At 70.6% G+C, this 20,663-nt stretch carries 14 protein-coding genes; 3 read left to right on the plus strand and 11 right to left on the minus strand.

The features are described 5' to 3' along the window. Positions 1 to 51: 51 nt before the first annotated feature. From ACZ4FV_RS07810 to ACZ4FV_RS07835, 6 genes are all read right to left on the minus strand, one after another. On the minus strand, positions 52 to 993 hold the full coding sequence (locus tag ACZ4FV_RS07810; protein ID WP_395867767.1) for an anti-sigma factor family protein: 942 nt from the start codon (positions 991 to 993) through the stop codon (positions 52 to 54). After that, positions 990 to 1,703: an RNA polymerase sigma factor SigM gene (gene sigM, locus ACZ4FV_RS07815; protein ID WP_395867769.1), complete on the minus strand. Its 714-nt coding sequence runs from the start codon at positions 1,701 to 1,703 to the stop codon at positions 990 to 992. Before sigM ends, ACZ4FV_RS07810 begins: the two co-directional genes overlap by 4 nt. Positions 1,704 to 1,787: 84 nt before the next feature. After that, positions 1,788 to 3,938, minus strand: a complete 2,151-nt coding sequence (locus ACZ4FV_RS07820; protein ID WP_465322147.1) for a protein kinase family protein — start codon at positions 3,936 to 3,938, stop codon at positions 1,788 to 1,790. A gap of 239 nt (positions 3,939 to 4,177) precedes the next feature. After that, positions 4,178 to 6,838, minus strand: coding sequence for a murein biosynthesis integral membrane protein MurJ (murJ, locus tag ACZ4FV_RS07825; protein WP_395867773.1), 2,661 nt, complete (start codon positions 6,836 to 6,838; stop codon positions 4,178 to 4,180). Positions 6,839 to 6,890: 52 nt separating this feature from the next. Beyond that, positions 6,891 to 9,272 (minus strand): DUF6049 family protein, encoded by a 2,382-nt coding sequence (locus ACZ4FV_RS07830; protein ID WP_465322148.1) that lies wholly within the window; start codon positions 9,270 to 9,272, stop codon positions 6,891 to 6,893. 35 nt (positions 9,273 to 9,307) lie between these two features. Beyond that, positions 9,308 to 9,769, minus strand: a complete 462-nt coding sequence (locus ACZ4FV_RS07835) for an NUDIX hydrolase (protein ID WP_395867777.1) — start codon at positions 9,767 to 9,769, stop codon at positions 9,308 to 9,310. 129 nt (positions 9,770 to 9,898) lie between these two features. Between ACZ4FV_RS07835 and ACZ4FV_RS07840 the strand changes: the two genes are divergently transcribed. Then, a complete protein-coding gene (locus ACZ4FV_RS07840; protein WP_395867780.1) occupies positions 9,899 to 11,386 on the plus strand; it encodes a CCA tRNA nucleotidyltransferase in 1,488 nt (495 codons plus the stop codon). A 33-nt stretch (positions 11,387 to 11,419) separates the two neighbouring features. Here ACZ4FV_RS07840 and ACZ4FV_RS07845 read toward each other — a convergent pair whose 3' ends face one another. The 5 genes from ACZ4FV_RS07845 to ACZ4FV_RS07865 all read right to left on the minus strand — a co-directional run bounded on the left by ACZ4FV_RS07845 (position 11,420) and on the right by ACZ4FV_RS07865 (position 16,110). Beyond that, positions 11,420 to 12,082, minus strand: a complete 663-nt coding sequence (locus tag ACZ4FV_RS07845) for an LppU/SCO3897 family protein (protein WP_402234816.1) — start codon at positions 12,080 to 12,082, stop codon at positions 11,420 to 11,422. Positions 12,083 to 12,226: 144 nt separating this feature from the next. Beyond that, the gene (locus ACZ4FV_RS07850; RefSeq protein WP_395867784.1) at positions 12,227 to 12,616 is read right to left on the minus strand and encodes an LppU/SCO3897 family protein; all 390 of its coding nucleotides are present in this window, start codon (positions 12,614 to 12,616) and stop codon (positions 12,227 to 12,229) included. Between the two features lie 242 nt (positions 12,617 to 12,858). Next, positions 12,859 to 14,178: an MFS transporter gene (locus ACZ4FV_RS07855; protein ID WP_402234819.1), complete on the minus strand. Its 1,320-nt coding sequence runs from the start codon at positions 14,176 to 14,178 to the stop codon at positions 12,859 to 12,861. A 144-nt stretch (positions 14,179 to 14,322) separates the two neighbouring features. Beyond that, a complete protein-coding gene (locus ACZ4FV_RS07860; RefSeq protein ID WP_395867788.1) occupies positions 14,323 to 15,402 on the minus strand; it encodes an inositol-3-phosphate synthase in 1,080 nt (359 codons plus the stop codon). 48 nt (positions 15,403 to 15,450) lie between these two features. Further along, positions 15,451 to 16,110 (minus strand): PadR family transcriptional regulator, encoded by a 660-nt coding sequence (locus tag ACZ4FV_RS07865; RefSeq protein ID WP_395867789.1) that lies wholly within the window; start codon positions 16,108 to 16,110, stop codon positions 15,451 to 15,453. A 372-nt stretch (positions 16,111 to 16,482) separates the two neighbouring features. Here ACZ4FV_RS07865 and ACZ4FV_RS07870 point away from each other — a divergent pair, with 372 nt between their 5' ends. Both ACZ4FV_RS07870 and ACZ4FV_RS07875 read left to right on the plus strand, forming a co-directional pair. After that, positions 16,483 to 19,008 carry a transglycosylase domain-containing protein gene (locus ACZ4FV_RS07870; protein ID WP_465322150.1) on the plus strand — a complete coding sequence of 842 codons (2,526 nt, stop codon included), beginning with the start codon at positions 16,483 to 16,485 and terminating at the stop codon, positions 19,006 to 19,008. Positions 19,009 to 19,114: 106 nt separating this feature from the next. Beyond that, on the plus strand, positions 19,115 to 20,563 hold the full coding sequence (locus tag ACZ4FV_RS07875; RefSeq protein ID WP_465322151.1) for a glycosyltransferase family 87 protein: 1,449 nt from the start codon (positions 19,115 to 19,117) through the stop codon (positions 20,561 to 20,563). The last annotated feature ends 100 nt before the right edge of the window (positions 20,564 to 20,663 follow it).

Raw genomic sequence — 20,663 nt, forward strand, 5'->3', positions numbered from 1 at the left:
AGGTGCGCACCATTCCCGGGTCCCAACGCCGCGGGCGCGGCGTGCCGGGGATCACCCTCGGGCGACCTCGGTGCTCAGCAGTACCGAGCCCGCGAACGTGCTCGAAGGCGCCGCCGAGTGCGCTCGGGTGCAGGACGAGTCCACGATGACCACCTTGACCCGGCCGGCGTTCGAGCCGTCCAGGACCACCACCCAGGCCGGGACGCCGGCATAGGTACCGGTGTCGACGGCCAGCGCTCGCGCCGCGTTCGGGCCGACCGCGGTCGCGACGCACCCGGGCAGTTCCCGGGTCGGCGGGACGGTGCCGCGGCGGAGCAGTTGCGAGATCTGTTGCGGCAGTCCGGCGGCGGTGTACTCGCGGGGCGCGGCGATGGACGGCTTCTCCAGGCTCGGCGCCTGTTCCTCGGACTTCGCGCCCGGTTGGTCGCCGGCCTTGGCGCTCGCCCCGGCCCCGCCCTGGGGCGCGGACACGGCGGAGTTGTCCCTGGCGGCGGCGGGGCGGCCGGACGAGTCGCGGTCCTCACCACCGGTGCCGACCACGACCGTGACGCCGAGGGCCACCGCGGCCACGGCGGCCGCCGCGAGCAGCAGCGGACCGCGCCGGCGCCGCCGGCGGGCGGAGTCGAGCCGGACGACGTTGTCGTCGCCGGCCCCGGTCCGGGCGTCGGCCGGGGCGGACGGCGGGACCGGAGCAACCGGGGTCGGCAGGGCGAAGAGTTCCGCGGTGGGGATCCCCACCGAGGGTGCCTCGGCGGGTCGCGGCGGCGGGAGCGCGGCCAGAGCGAGCGCCTGGTCGATCCGCGTGATCACGTCGGCCGGCATCGGTTCGGGGGGTTGACCGCCGAGCAACTCGCGGACCTCCGCGAGCGCGTCCCGGGTGTCGCGGCACTCGGCGCACTCGGCGAGGTGCGCGTCCAGGGCGGCCGCGCGCTCCGGGGTGAGCAGTCCTTCGACGAGGTCGGACAGCACCTCGACGTCGATGTGCTCGCTCATCGTGCGCCACCTCCCTCCATGCTCGTGCCACCCGTGTCGGGGGTCGGACCGCCGGCTCTCGGGCGGCCGTCCGTCGATGGGACGGATTGTCCGGCTCCGGGGTTCCCGTGTGCCCGATCCGCCCCGGGTGGTCCGGCCTCGCGCAGGTGCCGCACCAGCGGCAGCAGCTTGGCCCGGCCCCGGGCGCAGCGGCTCTTGATGGTGCCCGACGCGACCTGGAGGATCCGGGCCGCCTCCTCGACGGGATAGCCCTCCATGTCCACCAGCACCAGCGCGGCGCGCTGTTCGGCCGGCAGCGTGGCCAACGCGGCGAGCACCGCCGCTCGGGTCTCGCCGCGAATCGCCGGATCCTCGTGCACGGGCGCGGGCAGTCGCTGGTCGAGATCCTCGGGCAGCGGTACGGCCGGCCGGGCGGCCTTGCGCCGGGCCCGGTCCAGGCAGGCGTTCACCACGATCCGGTGCAGCCACGTCGTGACGGCCGAACGGCCCTCGAACCGACCCGCGGCACGGTACGCGGAAACCAGGGCGTCCTGGAGGGCGTCAGCGGCTTCCTCGCGGTCTCCCAAGGTGCGCAGGGCCACCGCCCACAGCCGGTCGCGGTGTCGGCGGACGAGTTCGCCGAACGCGTCGGGGTCGCCGCCGCCGTGCCGGGAGAGCAGATCGGCGTCGGTGACGTCCGCGTATGCCGATCCGGTCTGCTCGGTGCCCACTGCCTACCTCCCCCTGTGCCGGGATCATCCTGGCACGGGCCGGCCACCGGTTGGCGAGGGGTTCGCCTCGATCGTCGCGACGGGTCAGCCGAGCGTGGTGAAGGTGACCTCGCGCCAGGCGTTCTGGTAGCCGGCGTTGTAGATCTGGTAGTCGCCGACACTCGCCTCGACCTTGGGCATCGCGGTCATCACCAGCAGGACGTACTGCGCCTTCACGGGCTTGGCCGCGGTGATCCTCAGGGTGTTCTCGGAGGTCGACGCCTGGCCGACCTCGACCCGGAACGCGCTTTCGGAGGTGGGCATCGACTTCGCGTCGGGCGCCGCCATCAGCTTCATGTCGGTGCGCGGTCCGCCCGCGCCGAGTTGGATCTCGACGCTCTGGATCTCGTGCACCGCACCCAGGTCGTAGACGATGCCGTAACCCTTGCGGTTGTAGGTGATCGCCGGGCCGTCGACCATGTAGTTCGTGCGCCAGTAGGTCGCGGGGTTCCCGTCGATGGTCAGCTTCGCGGCGTCCGCCTGGGTCGGCGAACCGCCGCCGATGGAGATCTCCCGGGCGTTCTTGGGCGTCGACGTGACCGGAGTCGGGGCCGCGGTGCTCGGCGGCGGGACCGACGACGAGGTGCCCCCCTGCGGCTTCAACGGGTCCTTCTTCTTCTCCCCGTCGCCCAGATGGCTGGCCACCTGCCAGGTCACCAACACGATCGCGAGTACCACCAGTACCGCGACCGCGCCCTTGACCGTCGCGCCGAACCGGCCGCCCAGCGGCGGCGGTGGCGCGATCGGAGGTCGGACCGAGCCGTTCGAGCCGCCGCCGTAGCCGGCCGAGGTGTAGACGGTCCGGGTCGGCGTCGGCGTGTAGACGGGGTACTCGTCCTGCTCCGGGCCGCCGACGATCTCGCCCTGCTCGGGCGGATGGATCTCCGGGATCGCGGCGATCGCCGCGGAGAGTTCGCCCGGAGTCTCGAACGCCGGGTCGTGCTTGACCTCGTGGCCGAGCGCGCGCATCGCCAGCGCGGCCAGCGTGTCGTCCACACCGGCCCGGATCTGGCCGGGTGCGCACAGCTTGCCGCCGGTGAACGGCGCGGCCTGGAGCCCGTATTCGGTGCCGTCGACCCAACGCCGGGTCAGCGCCGCGTACATCAGCATGCCGACCGCGTGGGTGTCGTCGCGGGCCGCGTCGGTGGTGTCGTGGCCGTACAGGGCGGCCTCGACGGCCAGGCCGACGATCTTGTACTGGCCGGTGTGCATGCGCAGCACGTTCTCCGGCGTCAGGCGCAGGTGGGAGAGGCCGGCCCGGTGGGCGACGGACATCGCCTGGGCGACCGCGCGGGAGAGTTCGTAGACCTCGTGCGGCGGCAGCGGCGCGCTCTCGAAGACCTTGGTGAGGTTGTCCGCGTCGGGCAGCCACTCCTTCACCACGTAGATCAGGCCGTCCTGTTGGGCGCAGTCGAGCACCTGGACGAAGCGCGGGTCGCCCATCAGCGCGGCGGCGCGGGCGGCGGCGATCACGGCGCGGCCGTGCTCTCCTCCGGCGGGCACGATGTGCACGCCCACCGCGCGCCGCAGCTTCTCGTCGACGGCGCGCCAGGTCTCGCTGCGGCCGTTCTGGGAGAGGCGGTGTTCGAGCCGGTAGCGGTCGGCCAGTCGGGTGCCCCGGCTGACGGCGACCCGGGGCGGCGCCGGTTCCGGGGCGGGATCCGGCGCGTCCGCCGCGGCGTCCACGCCGGTGCGCGGGGTGGCGGGCTCGGTCTCGCTCGGCTTCGCGGTCGCGGTGTCGTCGGGCGTGGGGTCCGCGGCCGTGGTCTCGGCCCTCGCGGGTTTGCGCTTCGCCCGTTTGTGGGTGACCGGTTCGTCCTCGACGGGCGCGTCCGGTGCGGGTGTGGCGGAGGCGGGCGTGGCTTCGGCGGCGGGGAGCTCCGCGGCGGGTGCGTCCGCGGTCTCGGGCGAATCGCCCTTCCCGGCGCCGCCGTTCGCTGATGCGGTGACCGCGCCGGCCTCGGCCGCGACTTCCTCGACCGAATCGGATTCGGGCTCGGTACCGACGGGCAGAACCGTGGTGGTGTTTCCGGAGACCTTGCCGTCCGAACCGACCGGATTGTCCGACGATGTATCAGAAGCCTTTGTCGGTACGGGGTTTGCCTCGTCCGTCGCTAGGTCGACGGATCCTGCGGTTCGGTCCGTCACCTCGGCCTCATCCTCCTCGTCGGCGTACTCATCGTAGAGGTGAGCCATCTCCGGCCGTTGGCCAGGGACGACCTCCACACAACATGAGACTCCCGGACCGCGTCTCGGGTTGCCTCGTCACAAGATCCGAAAGGAAACCGAGACCGGCGTATCGGGAGCTTTACCCCGGTTCAGGCGCACGGCACACCCTCACTCGCCCATGGTGGTACATCCCCCACGGATCCGCCCGCCGAATTCCCGGTGGGGGATTCGGCGGGCGGATGTAGACACTCCGGACGGGCTCGCGGTCAGCGGCCGAGGCGACCCTTGATCATCCCGGTCATCGCGCTCATCTCCTCGACCCGCATCCGGTTCGCCGCGATGAAGAAGACCACGAACATGGTCACGATGCCCGCGCCCACGGCGATCGCCGAGCCACCCATCGCCGAGCCGAAGTGGCCGGTGCACATCCGGGCCACGAAGAACGCCGCGGCGCCGCCGATCCCGGCGGCGATCAGCAGCCGGGTGTACGTCCGGGTCACCCGTCGGCCGTCCAGGTCGCCGAGTCGTTTCTTGAGCCGCTGCGCGGCCAGCACCACGCCCACGAGGTAGGCGAGGCTGTAGCCGCCCGCGATGCCGACACCGGCCCACTTGGTGGGCAGCGCGATGAACGCCAGGCCCGCGAACGCGGCCTGGGCGCCCGCGATCCAGACCGTGTTCAGGAACGGCGTGCGGGTGTCCTCGTACACGTAGAACCCGCGCAGCAATACGTACTGCGCCGAGTACGGGATCAGGCCCAGGCCCAGCGCCATCAGCATGTAGCCGATCCAGTGCGCGCTCTGTTCGCCGGTCGGGGCGAAGATGAAGCCGCCGATGTCCCGGCCCAGCGCCACGAAGATCGCCGCGCACGGGATCATCGCCACCGCCGACAGGCGCAATCCGGAGGAGATGTCGCCGCGCACGCTGGCCAGGTCGCCGTCGGCGGCGGCCCGGCTCATCCGCGGCAACATCGCGGTCATCACCGACACGGTGATCACCGCCTGCGGCAACTGCCAGATCAGCAGTGCGCTGCTGTACGCGGTGAAGCCGACGCCGTACTGGATGTTCTCGTCCCGGGCGTTGACGTCGATCGCGGTCGCGAGCTGGGTCACCACCAGGTAGCCGGCCTGGTTCGCGAGCACGAACAGGAACGTCCACTTGGCCAGTCCGAGCGCCTTGCCCATCCCCGAGCCGCGCCAGTCGAACCGGGGCCGGAAGCGGAACCGGGCGGCCTTCAGATACGGGACCATCGCCATCGACTGCACGATCATCCCGAGCAGCGTGCCCAGGCCGAGCAGCCGGATCTCGTCCGGGGTGATGGTGTCCGAGTTCTGCCCGGTGTTCTTCGCGGTGCCGGCGACCCAGATGTAGAGGCCGAACGTGGCGATGATGACGATGTTGTTCAGGACCGGGGTCCACATCATCGGGCCGTAGCGCTCGCGCGCGTTGAGGATCTGCCCGAACAGCACGTGCAGACCCATGAAGAAGATGATCGGCAGGCAGTAGCGGGCGAAGGTGATCGCCAGCTCGTAGTCCTGATGGTGTTTGGCGAGCGAGTTCGCGAAGGCCCGGATCAGCAGCGGCGCGCCCAGCCAGGCGATCACCACCAGCCCCGCCAGCACCGTCATGACCAGGGTGAGCAGACGGTTCGCGTACGCCTCGCCGCCGTCGTCGTCCTGGCGCATCGCGCGCACCAGCTGGGGGACGAAGACCGCGTTCAGCGCGCCGCCGCCGACCAGGATGTACAACAGCGTCGGCATCGTGTTGGCGACGTTGTAGGTGTTCGCCAGGATCGCCGTGCCCAGGGCCGCCGCGGCGACCAGGTTGCGCACGAAGCCGGTCATCCGGGACACGATCGTGCCCGCCGCCATCACGGCGGAGGATCGCATTATCCCGCCGAGCTTGCTGCCCTTCTTGCCTTCGCCGCCGACCGGGATGCCGGCCATGCGCTCCTCGGCGCCCGAGCCGGGCATCCGGTAGACGGGCGACGTGGACGGGTTCAGCGGCACCGGCGGGGCGTCCAGGACCGCGCTCGCGGACATCGACGCGGCCGCGGCCTCGGCCCGGTGCTGGGTCTCGTAGCGCTGGTAGGCCTCGGTGTAGGAGGGCATGCCCGCGATGTCGCCGGCGAGGCCGAGGTTGATGCCGGTCAGCGTCTGGTCCATCAGCCAGCCGCCCGGCCGGTCGTAGTCGCCCCAGCCGCCCTGCCCCTGCTGCGGGCTCGGCTGCTGCGGGACGTACGCCTGCTGGTGCACCGGCTGCTGGTGCGCCTGCTGCTGATGGGGCTGCTGGTGCGGCTGCTGTGGGGGGTAGTTCTGGGCCGGTGGGACCTGGTGCTGCTGCTGGTACGGGTCGCCCGAGCCGTAACCGCCGCCGTACTGCTGGGCCTGGTGCGGCTGCCCGCCCTGCCCGGACGGGTCGTACGGCGGGGACGGGTCGTAGTACTGCGGGGCCTCCGGTGTGAAGAGCTCGTCCACGCCCACGTACGGGTCGTTCGCCGGCGGATCGCTCAACTCGTCCCGGAACCACGCGCCGCCGCCGTCCTGGGCGGCCTGCTGCGGGGGCTGCTGCTGCGCGTACGGGTCGTAGCCGCCCTGACCCGACCCGGAGCCGTACGGATCCCCGTAGACCGGTTCGGGCCCGCCGCCGTAGCCGCCCTGGCCCGGATAGCCGCCCTGCTGCGGATAGGGCTGCTCGCCGTACCCCGGCTGTGGCGCGTTGGGGTCGTGGTAGCCAGGGTCGCCCGGCTGCGCGTACGGATCGTGCGGCTGCGCGGCGTAGGGATCGGCCGGCTGTCCGTACGGGTCGACGTACTGCTGCAGGTACGGGTCGGCGGGCGGCCGACCCCGGTAGGGATCGTCGTGCGCGCCGTCGTCCGGCTCGGCGGAGCCGCCGGTGTACGGCTGACGTTCGTCGCTCCGGTCGCTCATGCGGGCGGGCCCTCGTCTTCTCGGTCAGGTTGAGTGTCCGGTGCCCACTTTCTCATTCGGGGCGGTCGGTCGTGGATCTCGACGGTGTGTGTCCGCGCGGGTCGGCCGGATCGGGCGGTCCGTTTCCGCCGGCGTGGGGTGCCACGGGATGGAGTGGCGGCCACCCGGAGGTCGGTTCGTTCCGGTCGTTTTCGGTGTCGTCGAAAGAGTCGGGATCCGACGGCGCGTCGTCGCGGTCCTCACCATCCTCGCCGTTCGTGTCCGGGGCAAGGGCCGCTTCCCGACGTTTGCGCAGGAACGCGCGGAGCGAGAAGACCGCGAGCAGGAAGGCGAGGCCGCCGATGATCCAGCGGGTCAGCGCGTCGATCGTGGTCGTGTTGACGAAGAACGACTCGGGCGTTTTGACCGCTCGCCCGTCCGGGGTGAGCAACTGGACGTCGACCATGACCTTGCCGTTCGCGGCCGACTTCGCCGAGATCGGCACCTCCCGGCGGCGCCCGTCGGGCACCGTCACGGTGGTCGCGTCGCCCAGCTTGAGCCGGTTGGGCTGATGCGAGACGGCCGCGATCCGTACGGTGACCGGCTGCTGGAGGTTGTTCACCACGGTGACCGGGATATTGCCCTCCTCGCCGGAGAGCGTCACACCGGTTCTGCGGATGATGTAGACGAGTGATTCGAGTTCGCGCAGGCCGCGGGTGACGCCGAGTCGATAGCGGTCCGCCCCCCGGGGGTCGCCGCGCCACTGGGTCGACAGCAGGCGCAGCAGCGCGGGGTTGAACGGGCCGGTGACCCGCTCGGGCCGGGTCAGGATCGAGGCGAAGGTCTGCATCGACCGGACCAGGTTGTCGGTCTCGGCGATGTACTGCTCGGACGGCTCGCCGGCGCGGACGTCCTTGGGGTAGCCGGCGAGCTTGCGCGCGGGCAGCGGGGCGGGCTCGGCGGCGAGCTCGGCCAGGGTGGCGCCGTGGGTCCAGTCGACCGAGGCGTTCATGACGTCCTTGAGCACGCCGGCCAGCGAGGCGTCCATGGTGCGCGGCGGGGCGATCAGCAGGCTGCGGGCGGGCTTGAGGGTGGGCTCCTGGAGCGCGATGGTCAGCAGCTCGGCCAGCAACTGCTGGGTGGTCAGCACGCTCTGTCCCGGCGCCCTGGTGTCCGCGGTCAGGGTCTTGTCGATGTCCGGGTCGGTGACCAGCGCGGTGCCCTTGTCGGCTCCCGGCAGGGCCGCGGTCGCCAGGGGGGTGACGTTGAGTTCCTTGGTCGGCGGCAGGCTCGCCCCGGAGGTGAGCACGGTGCTCGCGCCGTTCCCGATCGCGAGGTCGACGATCGAGGGGTCCAGCGCGCCGCCGGCGGGCCACGCCACGTCGTTGCGTACCGGGCGGGCGAACGTGCGCTGCATGACGGTGGCGGCTTCGGCCTGGGCCTCGCTCAGTTGCGGGCGCAGGTCCGCCTTGCCCGCGTCCAGCGCGTGCGCGACGGCGGCCAGGTCGGGGTCGGCGTAGGGCAGGGCGATCACCGGCTGGGCGCCGATGCCGGTCTTGAGCCGATCCAGCCATCCGGCGGCGACCTGGCCGCCGCCGCCCGCGAGCGTGTTCTCGATCTGGTTCGGCGTCGCCTTGGCGGTGTCCTCGTCGCTCGGGGCCTTGCCGTCCCGGGACTTCTTCGGCTTGTCCGGATCCAGGCTGCCCGGCGGCGCGACCCGATAGCCGCCGGCCATCCGGGTGGCGGAGTCCAGCAGCTCGGGGTCGACGACCCAGTCGACCTTCATCCCGGTGCCGATGTTCACCAGGTCGTACAGCCGCCCGCCCGGCGCGAACAACGCGGCCAGGTCGTCGTCGCGAAAGACCGGCGTCTGGGCCTCGTCGCCGAGCGTGGTGCCGTCCCGGTGCGGCCGATCGACCAGCGGCCAGACCATGCCGATCCGCATGCTCTTGACGTCCTTGAGGCCGTTCTTGGGGATCCACGGCAGGAAGGTGCGGGCCGCGCCGATCGTCTTGCCGCCGGCCCTGGCCTCGATCGCGAGCGGATAGGCGCCGGCCTCGACCAGGCCGAGCGGGTCGGCGCGGAAGGTGAACGTCCACGGTTGGGCCGTGCCCGGTGCCAGGTTGCGCAGCGTCACCGGCTTGGGATCGCGCAGCAGGGTGCCGCCCGACTGGGCGTCCTCGGCCGAGCTGATGCCGCTGCGGAAGAGCGGTTCGGAGGTGCGGAGCCGGACCGCGACCTCGGCCGAGTCGATCGTCTTGGTGCCGGAGTTCAGCACCTGACCCTCGATGGTGATGGTGCCGCCGGCCTTGGCCACCGGCGTCATCCTGGTGATCAGGACCTGGATCCCGTCGCCGTCGGCGGCGCGCGCGATGTTCGGCGGCATCATCGACAACAGCCCGGCGGCGAGCGCCAGGATCAGTATCAGGATGGCGGCCGGCCGGCCGCGGGGCACGTTCGTCGGGGTCCCGGATCGGAACCGTCCATCGCTCACGCGCTGTCCGCCAACAGTTCCGGGGCGAGCGTGACCAATCGCCGCTCGTCGGGGTAGGCGAGACGCGCGGAGAGCGCGCCGAGCGGAACCCAAGCCACCGCTTCGACCTCGATGTCGTCGTCCGACAGATCCCCGCCCGCCGCCTCCATGAGGTAGTGGTGGACGGTCTTGTGCACCCGCCGGTCCGGCGCGGTGAACCAATAGTCGATCACCCCGAGCGGGGCCAGCACCCGACCCACGATGCCGGTCTCCTCCTCGACCTCGCGCAACGCGGCGTCGACCACACTCTCGCCGTTCTCGATGTGCCCCTTGGGCAACGACCACAACAGCCGGCCGCGTCGGTCCCGGCGCGCGATCAACGCCGCGCGCAACGTGAGTCGATCGACCACCAGACCACCCGCCGAGGTCTCCTCGACCACCTGCAGCCGACGGCGCGGCGGCGTGGTCTCGGAAGGCATCCGCCAAGCTTAGTGCGACATGCGCCACGCCATAACGCCATGATCACTCCATCGCGCGGCCCGCTCGCGGCCTCGGCTGCGGCGTAATGCGCGCGAGACCCGCGGCCTCGACCCGTAACCTTGTCTCCCGTGCCGAACGCCAAGAACACACCCCACCCGGACGACCCGCCGGCCACCGGCGAACTGAGCGCCGTACAGCGCCGCGCCGTCACCGAACTGTTGCGCGTCGCCCCCGTCGCCGACGACCTCGCCCGTCGCTTCGAGGCGGCCGGGCACACGCTCGCGCTGGTCGGCGGCTCGGTGCGGGACGCCCTGCTCGGCCGGCTCGGCAACGACCTCGACTTCACCACCGACGCCCGCCCCGAACAGGTGCTGGCGATCGTGCGCCCGTGGGCGGACGCGGTGTGGGACGTGGGGATCGCGTTCGGCACGGTCGGTTGCCGCAAGAAGCTCGCGGACTCGCCGGACTACCAGATCGAGATCACCACCTACCGCTCCGAGGCCTACGACCGCGCCTCGCGCAAGCCCGAGGTCTCCTACGGCGACTCGATCGACGACGACCTGGTCCGCCGAGACTTCACGGTCAACGCGATGGCGGTCGCACTGCCCGGGATCACCTTCGTCGACCCGCACGGCGGGCTGGAGGACCTGGCCGCGCGGGTGCTGCGCACGCCGGGCACGCCCGAGGCGTCCTTCGGCGACGACCCGCTGCGGATGATGCGGGCCGCGCGCTTCGCCGCGCAGCTCGACTTCGAGGTCGCGCCCGAGGTGGTCGCGGCGATGACGGACATGGCCGAGCGGATCGACATCGTCTCCGCCGAGCGGGTGCGGGACGAGCTCAACAAGCTGATCTGCTCCGACCACCCGCGCAAGGGCCTGGAACTGCTGGTCTCCACGGGGCTGGCCGCGCGGGTGTTGCCCGAGCTGCCCACGCTGCGCCTGGAGGTGGACGAACACCACCGGCACAAGGACGTGTACGAGCACACGCTCACCGTGCTCGAGCAGGCGATGGCGCTGGAGGCGCCGGGCGAGCCGGACCTGATCCTGCGGCTGGCCGCGCTGCTGCACGACATCGGGAAGCCGCGCACGCGGCGCTTCGAGCCGGACGGCCGGGTCTCGTTCCACCATCACGAGATGGTCGGCGCGCACATGACGCGCAAGCGGCTCAAGGCGCTGAAGTACCCGAAGGACGTCACGGACGACATCACGCGCCTGGTCGAACTGCACCTGCGCTTCCACGGCTACGGCACGGGAGAGTGGACCGACTCGGCGGTGCGCCGCTACGTGCGGGACGCGGGGCCGCTGCTGGAGCGGCTGCACAAGCTGACCCGCTCGGACTGCACGACCCGCAACAAGCGCAAGGCGGCCACGCTCGCGCGCGCCTACGACTCGCTGGAGGAGCGGATCGCGCAGCTCGCCGAGCAGGAGGAGCTGGACTCGATCCGGCCGGACCTGGACGGCAACGCGATCATGCGACTGCTGGACGTGCCGCCGGGCCCGCTGGTGGGCAAGGCCTACCGGCACATGCTGGAGATGCGGCTCGAACACGGCCCGATGGACCACGACACGGCGGTCGCGGCGCTTCGGGAGTGGTGGGCCGCCCACGGGAGCGCGTGAGCGGGCCACCACCGGATTCGGGCGGGGGCTGCCTCAGCTCCCGCCCAGCTCCTCGAGCTCCTCGTCGCTGACCTTGCCGTCGGCCATGATCTTCTGGATCTGCGCGATGACGGAGGGGGTGAACGTCGTGCTGGCACCGGGCACGCCCGAGAACGACTCCGGGGTGGTGTGGTCGGTGACCGTCACGCACAGCAGGCCCTTGTCGGAGCCCTTGCGGTAGAGGCCGAGCACCGAGCCCTTGCGGGCGATCTCCTCGGTGTTGCACTTCTCGGTGTCCGAGGTGTCGGTGAACTTGGCGACGACCTTGAACGCGGCGTCCGACTTGGAGCAGGAGACCACCTTCGGGCTCTTGTTCTTGGTGCCGGTGATGCAGTCGCCGACATTCGCCTTGTCGACGGCGTCCTTGTTGAACACGCCGGTGCCGACTACCGCGCCGATGACCGCCACCACCAGGACGACAACGCCGATGACGATCCACTTGGCCTTGCTCTTGCGCGGCGGGGGCGGCGGCGGGCCGCCGTAGAAGCCCGGCTGACCGCCCTGGGGGTAGCCGCCCGGCGGGAAGCCACCCTGCGGCGGTTGGCCCGGCTGCTGCCCCCAACCCTGCTGGGGCTGCTGCGGCTGACCCGGCTGCTGGTTCCAGCCCTGGTTCGGCTGCTGGGGACCGTTGGGGTCGGGCGGGAAGGGATTGGACATGGGGACGATCTCCGTTGCAGGGGACTGGTGAGACAGTCCGGAACACTAGGGCTCCGGCCGGACACCCGCAGCGGGGATTCCCCTTGTCCCGGTCGAATGTGAGCGGAATAACGGGCATAAAGAGCTAATCGCAGGAGCGATGCGTCATTTCCGCTCGGCGAGACACAACACGAAGCTCTCCACGGTGGGATCCGAGGTCAACGCGATGGGGTCCCCCGGTACCGAGTCGCAGACGCCCGCGAACGTGGTGCCCTGCACACGCTCGACCACGATGAACCGGGCCGCGGAGTCCTCGCAGCGCACCGGGTCCTGGTCGATCCCGGTCTTGTCCCGCAGACAGTCGCCCTCGTGGATGCGCGGCCCGTCATCCTCCTTCTGCACGTACCACCAGCCCCCGGCGGCGGTACCGCCCACCAGCAGCACGGCCAGCACCGCGACCAGCACCCCGCGCCCACGCCGGGCCGGCCGGGCCGCCTCGCGGCGCGCCGCGCGCCCGTCGACCGGTGCCCGGCGTACGACGGGCGCATGCGGCATCGACGCTTCCTGCGGAGGAAGCGGGAGCCCGTGCGGCGGGGTGTTCTCGGTCCACGCCGGTATGTACGGCAAAGGATCGTTTTCACCCGAACCGGCGTTATTGGACATGGAGTATCTCCAGAGGTGCCGAAAGTCGCTGGATGTGCAGGTTAGAACCTCGGCCTCGGTAATGCACTACCCGCAGGTAATTTCCTGGGGATACCGCCGGGTGAAATAAGCCGCGATCGGCATCAAAAGGGATATTATGGCCGGCGGTCGTCCGCCGGGACGGTCTGCACGATCACCGGAGGGTGGCGACGCGCTGCCAGCGTGTACAGGGCGCCGGTCAGCGCGTACACCCCGGCCACCCCGAGCAGCACCGCCGGGGACCGGCCGTCGTCGGGCAGCCCCAGCGCCGCGACGGCGGCGGCGCCCACGAACGCGACGTTGAAGAGCACGTCGTATACGGAGAACACCCGACCCCGATACGCGTCGTCGACGGTGGTCTGCACGATCGTGTCGACGCCGATCTTGGCGCCCTGCGAGGTCACCCCGAGCAGGAAGGCGCCCACCACCATCGGCGCGAACACGAAGGGCAGGCCGAGCGCGGTCTGGCAGACCGCCCCCGCGAGCGCGCAGGTGCCGATCCAGGCCGCGACGCCGATCCGGGTGGTGATCGCGGGCGTGGCCACGGCCGCGACGAAGAAGCCGAGCGCGGAGACGCTCACCGTGACTCCGAAGGTGGCCAGCCCTGCGTCGGTGTCCGCCGGATCGTTGAACGTGTTGCGGCAGAGCAACACGGTCATCACGGTCAGCACGCCGTAGCAGAACCGCATCGCGGTGATCGCGGCCAACGCGTGCGCCGGCGCCCGACGCCGCCACACGTGCACCGCCCCCTCGCGCAGCCCGCGGGCCACCGAGCGCAGCGCCTCCCCCGCGCCGGGCAACACCCGATCGGGATCGGGCCCGAGCAGATCGGCCGGCATCGTCGCCGCGACCGCCGCCGAGCCCAGGTACAACACCCCTGACACCACGATCACCAGCGCGGTCGCCCCGGAGCCCTCGGCCAGGAACGCGTGAACCAGCAGCGCCGACCCGCCGCCGACCGCCGCCGCGACCGTGCCGGCCGTGGGCGACACCGAGTTCGCGGTCACCAGCCGCTCGGCCGGCACCACGCGCGGCAGCGACGCGGACAGCCCGGCGAGCACGAACCGGTTCACCGAGAGCACTACCAGCGCGGCGGCGTAGAAGATCGGGTCGGGCACCCCGAGCAGCACCAGGCCCGCGGTCACCGTCACCAGCGCCGCCCGCAGCAGGTTGCACAGCACCAGCACCTGGCGCCGCCGCCACCGGTCGAGCAGCACCCCGGTGAAGGGTCCGACCAGCGAATAGGGCAGCAGCAGGACCGCGAACGCGGTCGCGATGTCGGCCGCCGAGGTCTGCTTCTCCGGCGAGAAGAACGCCTGGCCCGCGATGGCCACCTGGAACGCCCCGTCGGAGAGCTGCGAGGTCAGTCGGGTGGCGAAGAGCCGACGGAAGTCGCGCAGCTTCAGCAACGAGCGCAGATCACGGATGAGGGCCACGGCGCCCACCGTAGCCGGCCCCGGCACGCGGACCGGAGACCGGCACCGATCGGACCCGGGCACGCCGAAGGCCCGGCTCCTGGGCGGGAGCCGGGCCTTCGATCAACCCGAGGTCACCCGGCCGGATCGGCCGAGTGAGGTGGGTCAGCGCTCGATGTCGCCCTTGATGAAGGACTCGACCGCGTTGCGGGCCTCGTCGTCGAAGTACTGCACCGGCGGCGACTTCATGAAGTACGAGGACGCCGACAGGATCGGGCCACCGACGCCGCGGTCCTTGGCGATCTTCGCGGCACGGACGGCGTCGATGATGACACCGGCCGAGTTCGGCGAGTCCCAGACCTCGAGCTTGTACTCCAGGTTCAGCGGAACGTCACCGAAGGCGCGACCCTCGAGGCGCACGTACGCCCACTTGCGGTCGTCGAGCCACGCGACGTAGTCCGACGGGCCGATGTGCACGTTGTCCGCGCCGAGGTCACGGTCGACCTGCGAGGTGACGGACTGCGTCTTGGAGATCTTCTTCGACTCCAGGCGCTCGCGCTCGAGCATGTTCTTGAAGTCCATGTTGCCGCCGACGTTGAGCTGCATGGTGCGCTCGAGCAGGACACCGCGGTCCTCGAAGAGCTTCGCCATCACGCGGTGCGTGATCGTGGCGCCCACCTGCGACTTGATGTCGTCGCCGACGATCGGCACGCCCGCCTCGGTGAACTTGTCCGCCCACTCCTTGGTCCCGGCGATGAAGACCGGGAGAGCGTTGACGAACGCGACCTTGGCGTCGATGGCGCACTGGGCGTAGAACTTCGCCGCGTCCTCGGAGCCCACCGGGAGGTAGCAGACGAGGACGTCGACGGCCTGGTCCTTGAGGACCTTGACCACGTCGACGGGGGCCTCGGTCGACTCCTCGATGGTCTCGCGGTAGTACTTGCCGAGACCGTCCAGGGTGTGCCCACGCTGCACGGTGACGCCCGACGGCGGCACGTCGCAGATCTTGATCGTGTTGTTCTCGCTGGCACCGATGGCGTCCGTAAGGTCGAAGCCGACCTTCTTGGCGTCCACATCGAAAGCGGCCACGAACTCGACGTCACGCACGTGATACTCGCCGAACTGCACGTGCATCAGGCCGGGGACGCGGCTGTTCGGGTCGGCGTCCTTGTAGTACTCGACGCCCTGCACCAGCGAAGCGGCGCAGTTGCCCACGCCGACGATGGCTACGCGAACCGAACCCATTCCGGTTGCTCCCTGTGATCTCGACGAAGCCGCCATGAACCGGCGACCTCAGTTGTTGGATGCGGACGGGTCCGAGGCCACGTCCTGGGTGGGGGTCCGAAGCCGGTCGGCGTCCTTCGACGCGTCGACCGGGGTTTCGGGACCGGCGGCGTCCGGAGTGGCTCCGGCGTGCCGCTCGGCGGTGATGAGCTCGTTCAGCCAGCGCACTTCGCGCTCGACCGACTCCAAGCCGTGTCGCTGCAACTCGAGGGTGTACCCGTCGAGCTTCTCCCGCGTCCGGGTCAGCGACCCGCGCACCCGGTCGAGGCGTTCCTCGAGCCGGCTGCGCCGACCTTCGAGGATACGCATGCGTACCTCGTGGTCGGTTCGACCGAAGAAGGCGAAGTGCACGCCGAAGTTCTCGTCCTCCCAGGCCGAGGGCCCGGACTCGGACAGCAGTTCTTGGAAGTGCTCCTTGCCCTGTGCCGTCAGCTGGTAGACGATCCGGGATCGCTTGCTGCCGGCGAGTGCCGTCACCTCCGGAACCTCCTCCGCGAGCCAGCCCCGTTCCAGCAGGGACTTCAGGCAGGGGTAGAGGGTGCCGTAGGCGATGGCACGGAACGAGCCGAGCACGGTGTTGAGCCGCTTGCGCAGTTCGTAACCGTGCATGGGGGAGTCGTGCAGCAGGCCGAGGATCGCGAATTCGAGGACGCCACCGCGCCTGCTCATCGCCTTCCTCCATCCATGCTGACCGGGCCGGACGTGGGTCCCTCCGCGATCGTGGGATACGGTCGCAGCCGACCTTCGTCCGGCCGGGGCTCCTGTGCCCCCGGCTCGATGTACCGGCCCGATGTATCGAACCGATACATCGAGACGATAGGTCTCCTTGCCGTGTGGTGGCAAGGCGGCCGCCGGTGACTCGGGTCACAGGCAGGTCACAGTGAGGTCGCGAAAGCGGTTCCGCGTAGTCTGTTCCGCCGTGTGGTACCTCAAGCCCCGCTTCCTGCGGAACCGCCCCCCTCGCGCGTGCGTCCTGGGGAGCGGAGAGCCACGACCCGTGCGTCCGACCTCCGCGTCGTACGGCCGAGGAGTAGCGAACGCATGAGTGAACATCGCCGTAGATCACAGCAGCCGCGTCCCGAGGGGCGCGGTGACTCGTATTCGGGGGGCGCGGCCGGCGCCGGGGGCGGGACGCCGCCCGGCGGCTCGTCGCTGCCCGCCGGGCCGGGAGGAGACGACGAGGAGCGCCCGCTCTCGCGTGTGGAGGCCCGAGCGGCCGCCCGCGGGGGCGGTCGACGCGCCGCCAACGGCACCGCGGCCGGCGGCCGATCACGGGCCAACGCCGGTCCGCCCCGGAAGAAGCGGTTCATCGACTACCCGAGGTACGGCAAGACCGGCGTGCGCCGCTGGTTGCCGTCCTTCAAGCAGATCCTGGCGATGATCCTGTTCTTCCTCGCGTCGATCATGGGCCTGGCGGCCCTGGCGTACGCGATGGTCAAGGTGCCGGACCCGAACGCGAACACGACGTATCAGTCGAACATCTACTACTACGCCGACGGGAAGACCGAGATCGGTCGGACCGGTCAGGTCAACCGGCAGAACGTGACGGTCGACCAGATCCCCAAGCACGTACAGCGGGCCGTGATCGCGGCGGAGAACCGGTCGTTCTACAGCGACTCGGGCGTCTCGCCGAAGGGCCTGCTGCGCGCCGGGGTCACCATGGTCAAGGGTGGTGACACGCAGGGTGGTTCCACGATCACCCAGCAGTACGTCAAGAACACCTATCTGACCCAGGAACGCACCTTCAAGCGCAAGTTCAGCGAGATCTTCATCGCGCTCAAGGTCGACCGGCAGATGCGCAAGGACGACATCCTCGTCGGTTACCTCAACACCGCCTTCTACGGCCGCAACGCGTACGGCATCCAGGCCGCCGCGCAGGCCTACTACGGCAAGAACGTCGGCGAGTTGAACGTGGCCGAGGGCGCCTATCTGGCGACCCTGCTCAACGCGCCCGGCATCTACGACGTGATCGAGTTCCCCGGTCAGATCGAGAAGGTCAAGGGGCGCTGGGCCTACGCCTTGGACGGCATGGTCAAGGAGGGCTGGCTGACCAAGGCGGAACGCGACACGCTCCAGTTCCCGATGCCGATCAAGCCCAAGCCGGCCGCGAACAAGGCCGGCCAGGCCGGATACCTGATGAAGGTGACCGACCAGTACCTCAAGGCCAACAACGTGATCCCCGAGGCCGAACTCGCGCGCGGCGGCTTCAAGATCGTCACCACGTTCGACAAGGCCAAGCAGGACGCGGCGGTCGCGGCGGTCAAGGACCAGTTGACCTCCGAGCTGAAACCGGAAAAGAACGAGGCGGACCGCTACATCCGCACCGGCCTGGCCTCGGTGGTCCCCGGCGACGGGGCGGTGGTAGCCCTCTACGGCGGTCCGGACTTCGTCCAGCAGGAGTACAACGACGCGGTCAGACGCGACATCCAGGCCGGTTCGACGTTCAAGTTGTTCGTGCTCGCGGCGGCGCTGCGCGACGGCGGGGCGGACGCGAAACCGATCGGCCCGGAAAGCATGTACAACGGCGACAGCAAGATCCCGATCAAGCTGCAGAACGGTCAGATCTTCAAGGACGACAAGTCCGGCAAGGAGTATCTGGCGCCGAACGAGGGTGACGTCGACTACGGCCCGGTCCCGATCACCAGAGCCATGGAGAAGTCGGTGAACACCGTCTTCCTCCAACTCGCCGCCGATGTCGGGCCGGAGAAGGTCAAGAAGGCCGCGATCGACGCCGGTCTGCCGCCGGACCTGGGCTCGTTCGAGCCGACCCCGACGATGGCGCTCGGTGTCGCGCCGCCGAGCGCGCTGGACATGGCCGAGGCGTACGCCACCTTCGCGGCCCGCGGCCTGCACGCGGATCCGTACTGGATCAAGGAAGTCACCCACGGGGGCTCCAAGGTCGAACTGCCCAAGCGCGAGACCAAGCAGCTCTTCCCCAAGAACGTCGCGGACACCGTCAACCAGGTCATGCAGCGGGTGGTGGACAACCCGCCGCTCGGCGACGGCACCGGCCGCGCGGCGAAGGCGCTGAACCGGCCGGTGGCCGGCAAGACCGGTACCACCGACGGCAACAACTCCGCATGGTTCGTGGGGTACACGCCCAACCTGGCCACGTCGGTGGCGCTGTTCCGGGAGGACCCGAACACGCACGCCCGGCTGTCCCTCAAGGGTCTGGGCGGTCGTGACTCCGTGCACGGTGGTGACGTCCCCACGCTGGTGTGGACCGCGTACATGAAGAGCGCGATGCAGGGGATGCCCACGTCCGACTTCGCCACGCCCGGCGAGAAGTTCGAGGACAAGGACAAGGTGACGCTGCCGCCGACGACCGCGCCGCCGACCACCCGCGCGCCCACGACGCCGCCGCCGTCGTCCACCGCGCCGCCGACCTCCGCGGCGCCGCCGTCGTCGACCTCGCCCGGTGGATCGCAGGGCAGTACGGGTGATCCCGGGGGTGGTGGGCACACCACCAAGCCGCCGAGCAGCACCAAACCACCGAGCACCGAATCGCCCGGGGGCGGCCCCCGCGGCGGTTCGAACGGCTTCATCATGGGCGGCCGGGGCGGTTGACCGGCGTTAGCCTTACGCGTGCCCCATCGCTTCGGCGGTGGGGCACGCGTTGTCGTATCCGGCCGGCGAGGGCGACCTCCTCGTGGATCGCGAGAGGATGGGCGCCATGACGCCGACATCGACCGAACCCGTCCTGCCCACTCGGGACGATCCGGTGGTCCGCGCCGGCAGCGAACTCGTCGGTGGTCCGGCCGGGCGGCGGATTCGTTTCGCGCCGAACCGGTGGTGGACCCCCGTCCGGGTGCTCGTGCTGCTCGCGGTGGTCTGCTTCGCGCTCGGGATCATGCAGAAGAAGCCCTGCTACGACGGGGGTTGGTTCTCCGGCAGCACGCAGTACTCGCACGCGTGCTACAGCGACATGCCGCACCTGTACATCAATCGCGGTCTCGCGGACGGGAAGATCCCGTACTTCCAGGAGACCGGCGACAAGGACATGAAGTTCCTGGAGTACCCGGTGATCACCGGTGGGGTGATGGCCTTCGCCGGGACCCTGGCGCGCGCGGCCGGGGACATCACCGACGGCGATCTCCAGGACGAGCAGTTGTGGTTCGTCATGATCAACGCGTTGATCATGATGGCCTGCGCGGTGGTGACCGTGGTCGCGGTCAAGGGCACGTCCGGGCGGCGGCCCTGGGACGCGGCGATGGTGGCCTGCGCGCCCGCGTTGGCGCTCAACGGGCTGATCAACTGGGACCTGGTCGCGGTCGCGCTGACGGCGGTGGCCATGTGGACGTGGGCGCGGCGCAACATCGTGGTCGCCGGGGTGATGATCGGCCTGGCGACCGCGGCGAAGTTGTATCCGGTGTTGTTGTTGGCACCGTTGTTCCTGCTGTGCCTGCGCTCGGGCCGGCTGATCCCGTTCGCCAAGACCGCGGCGGCGGCGATCGTGTCCTGGCTGGTGGTGAACCTGCCGGTGATGCTGGTCTACGACGGCCATTGGTACGAGCGGCGCGACTGGTACATCCGTGAGGGCTGGAAACTCTTCTACACGTTCAGCCAGGACCGGCCCGCCGACTACGGGTCGATCTGGCTGATTATCCAGCAGCGCGACGGCAGACCGCTGGAGCACCTCAACAGCTACGTCACGGCGAGCCTGGTGCTGTGCTGCCTCGCGATCGCCGCGCTGGTGATGTTCGCGCCGCGGCGGCCGAGGTTCGCCCAGGTGGCGTTCCTGATCGTGGCCGCGTTCGTGCTGACCAACAAGGTCTACTCGCCGCAGTACGTGCTGTGGTTGATCCCGCTGGTGGTGCTGGCCCGGCCGCGCTGGCGGGACTTCCTGATCTGGCAGGCGTGCGAGGTCACGTACTTCCTCGGCGTGTGGATGTACATCGCCTCGTTCTCCGGCAAGGGCCTGTCGCAGAACGCGTACCACGTGGTGATCCTGCTGCACCTGCTCGGCACCGCGTACATCTGCCTGGTGGTGGTGCGCGACATCCTGCGCCCCGACCGGGACCCGGTGCGCGCGGACGGCAGCGACGACCCCTCGGGCGGGGTGCTCGACCGCGCGCCGGACGTCTTCGTGCCGACCTCGGTCCTGGTCCGCGCGGGTCGCTGAACACCACGAGGCGGCCTCGGGGGGGGGGGGGGGGGGGGGGGGGGGGGGGGGGGGGGGGAGGGGGGGGGGGGAGGGGGGGGGGGGGGGGGGCAGGGAGGGG

It is taken from the genome of Embleya sp. NPDC025285 (assembly GCF_055558835.1).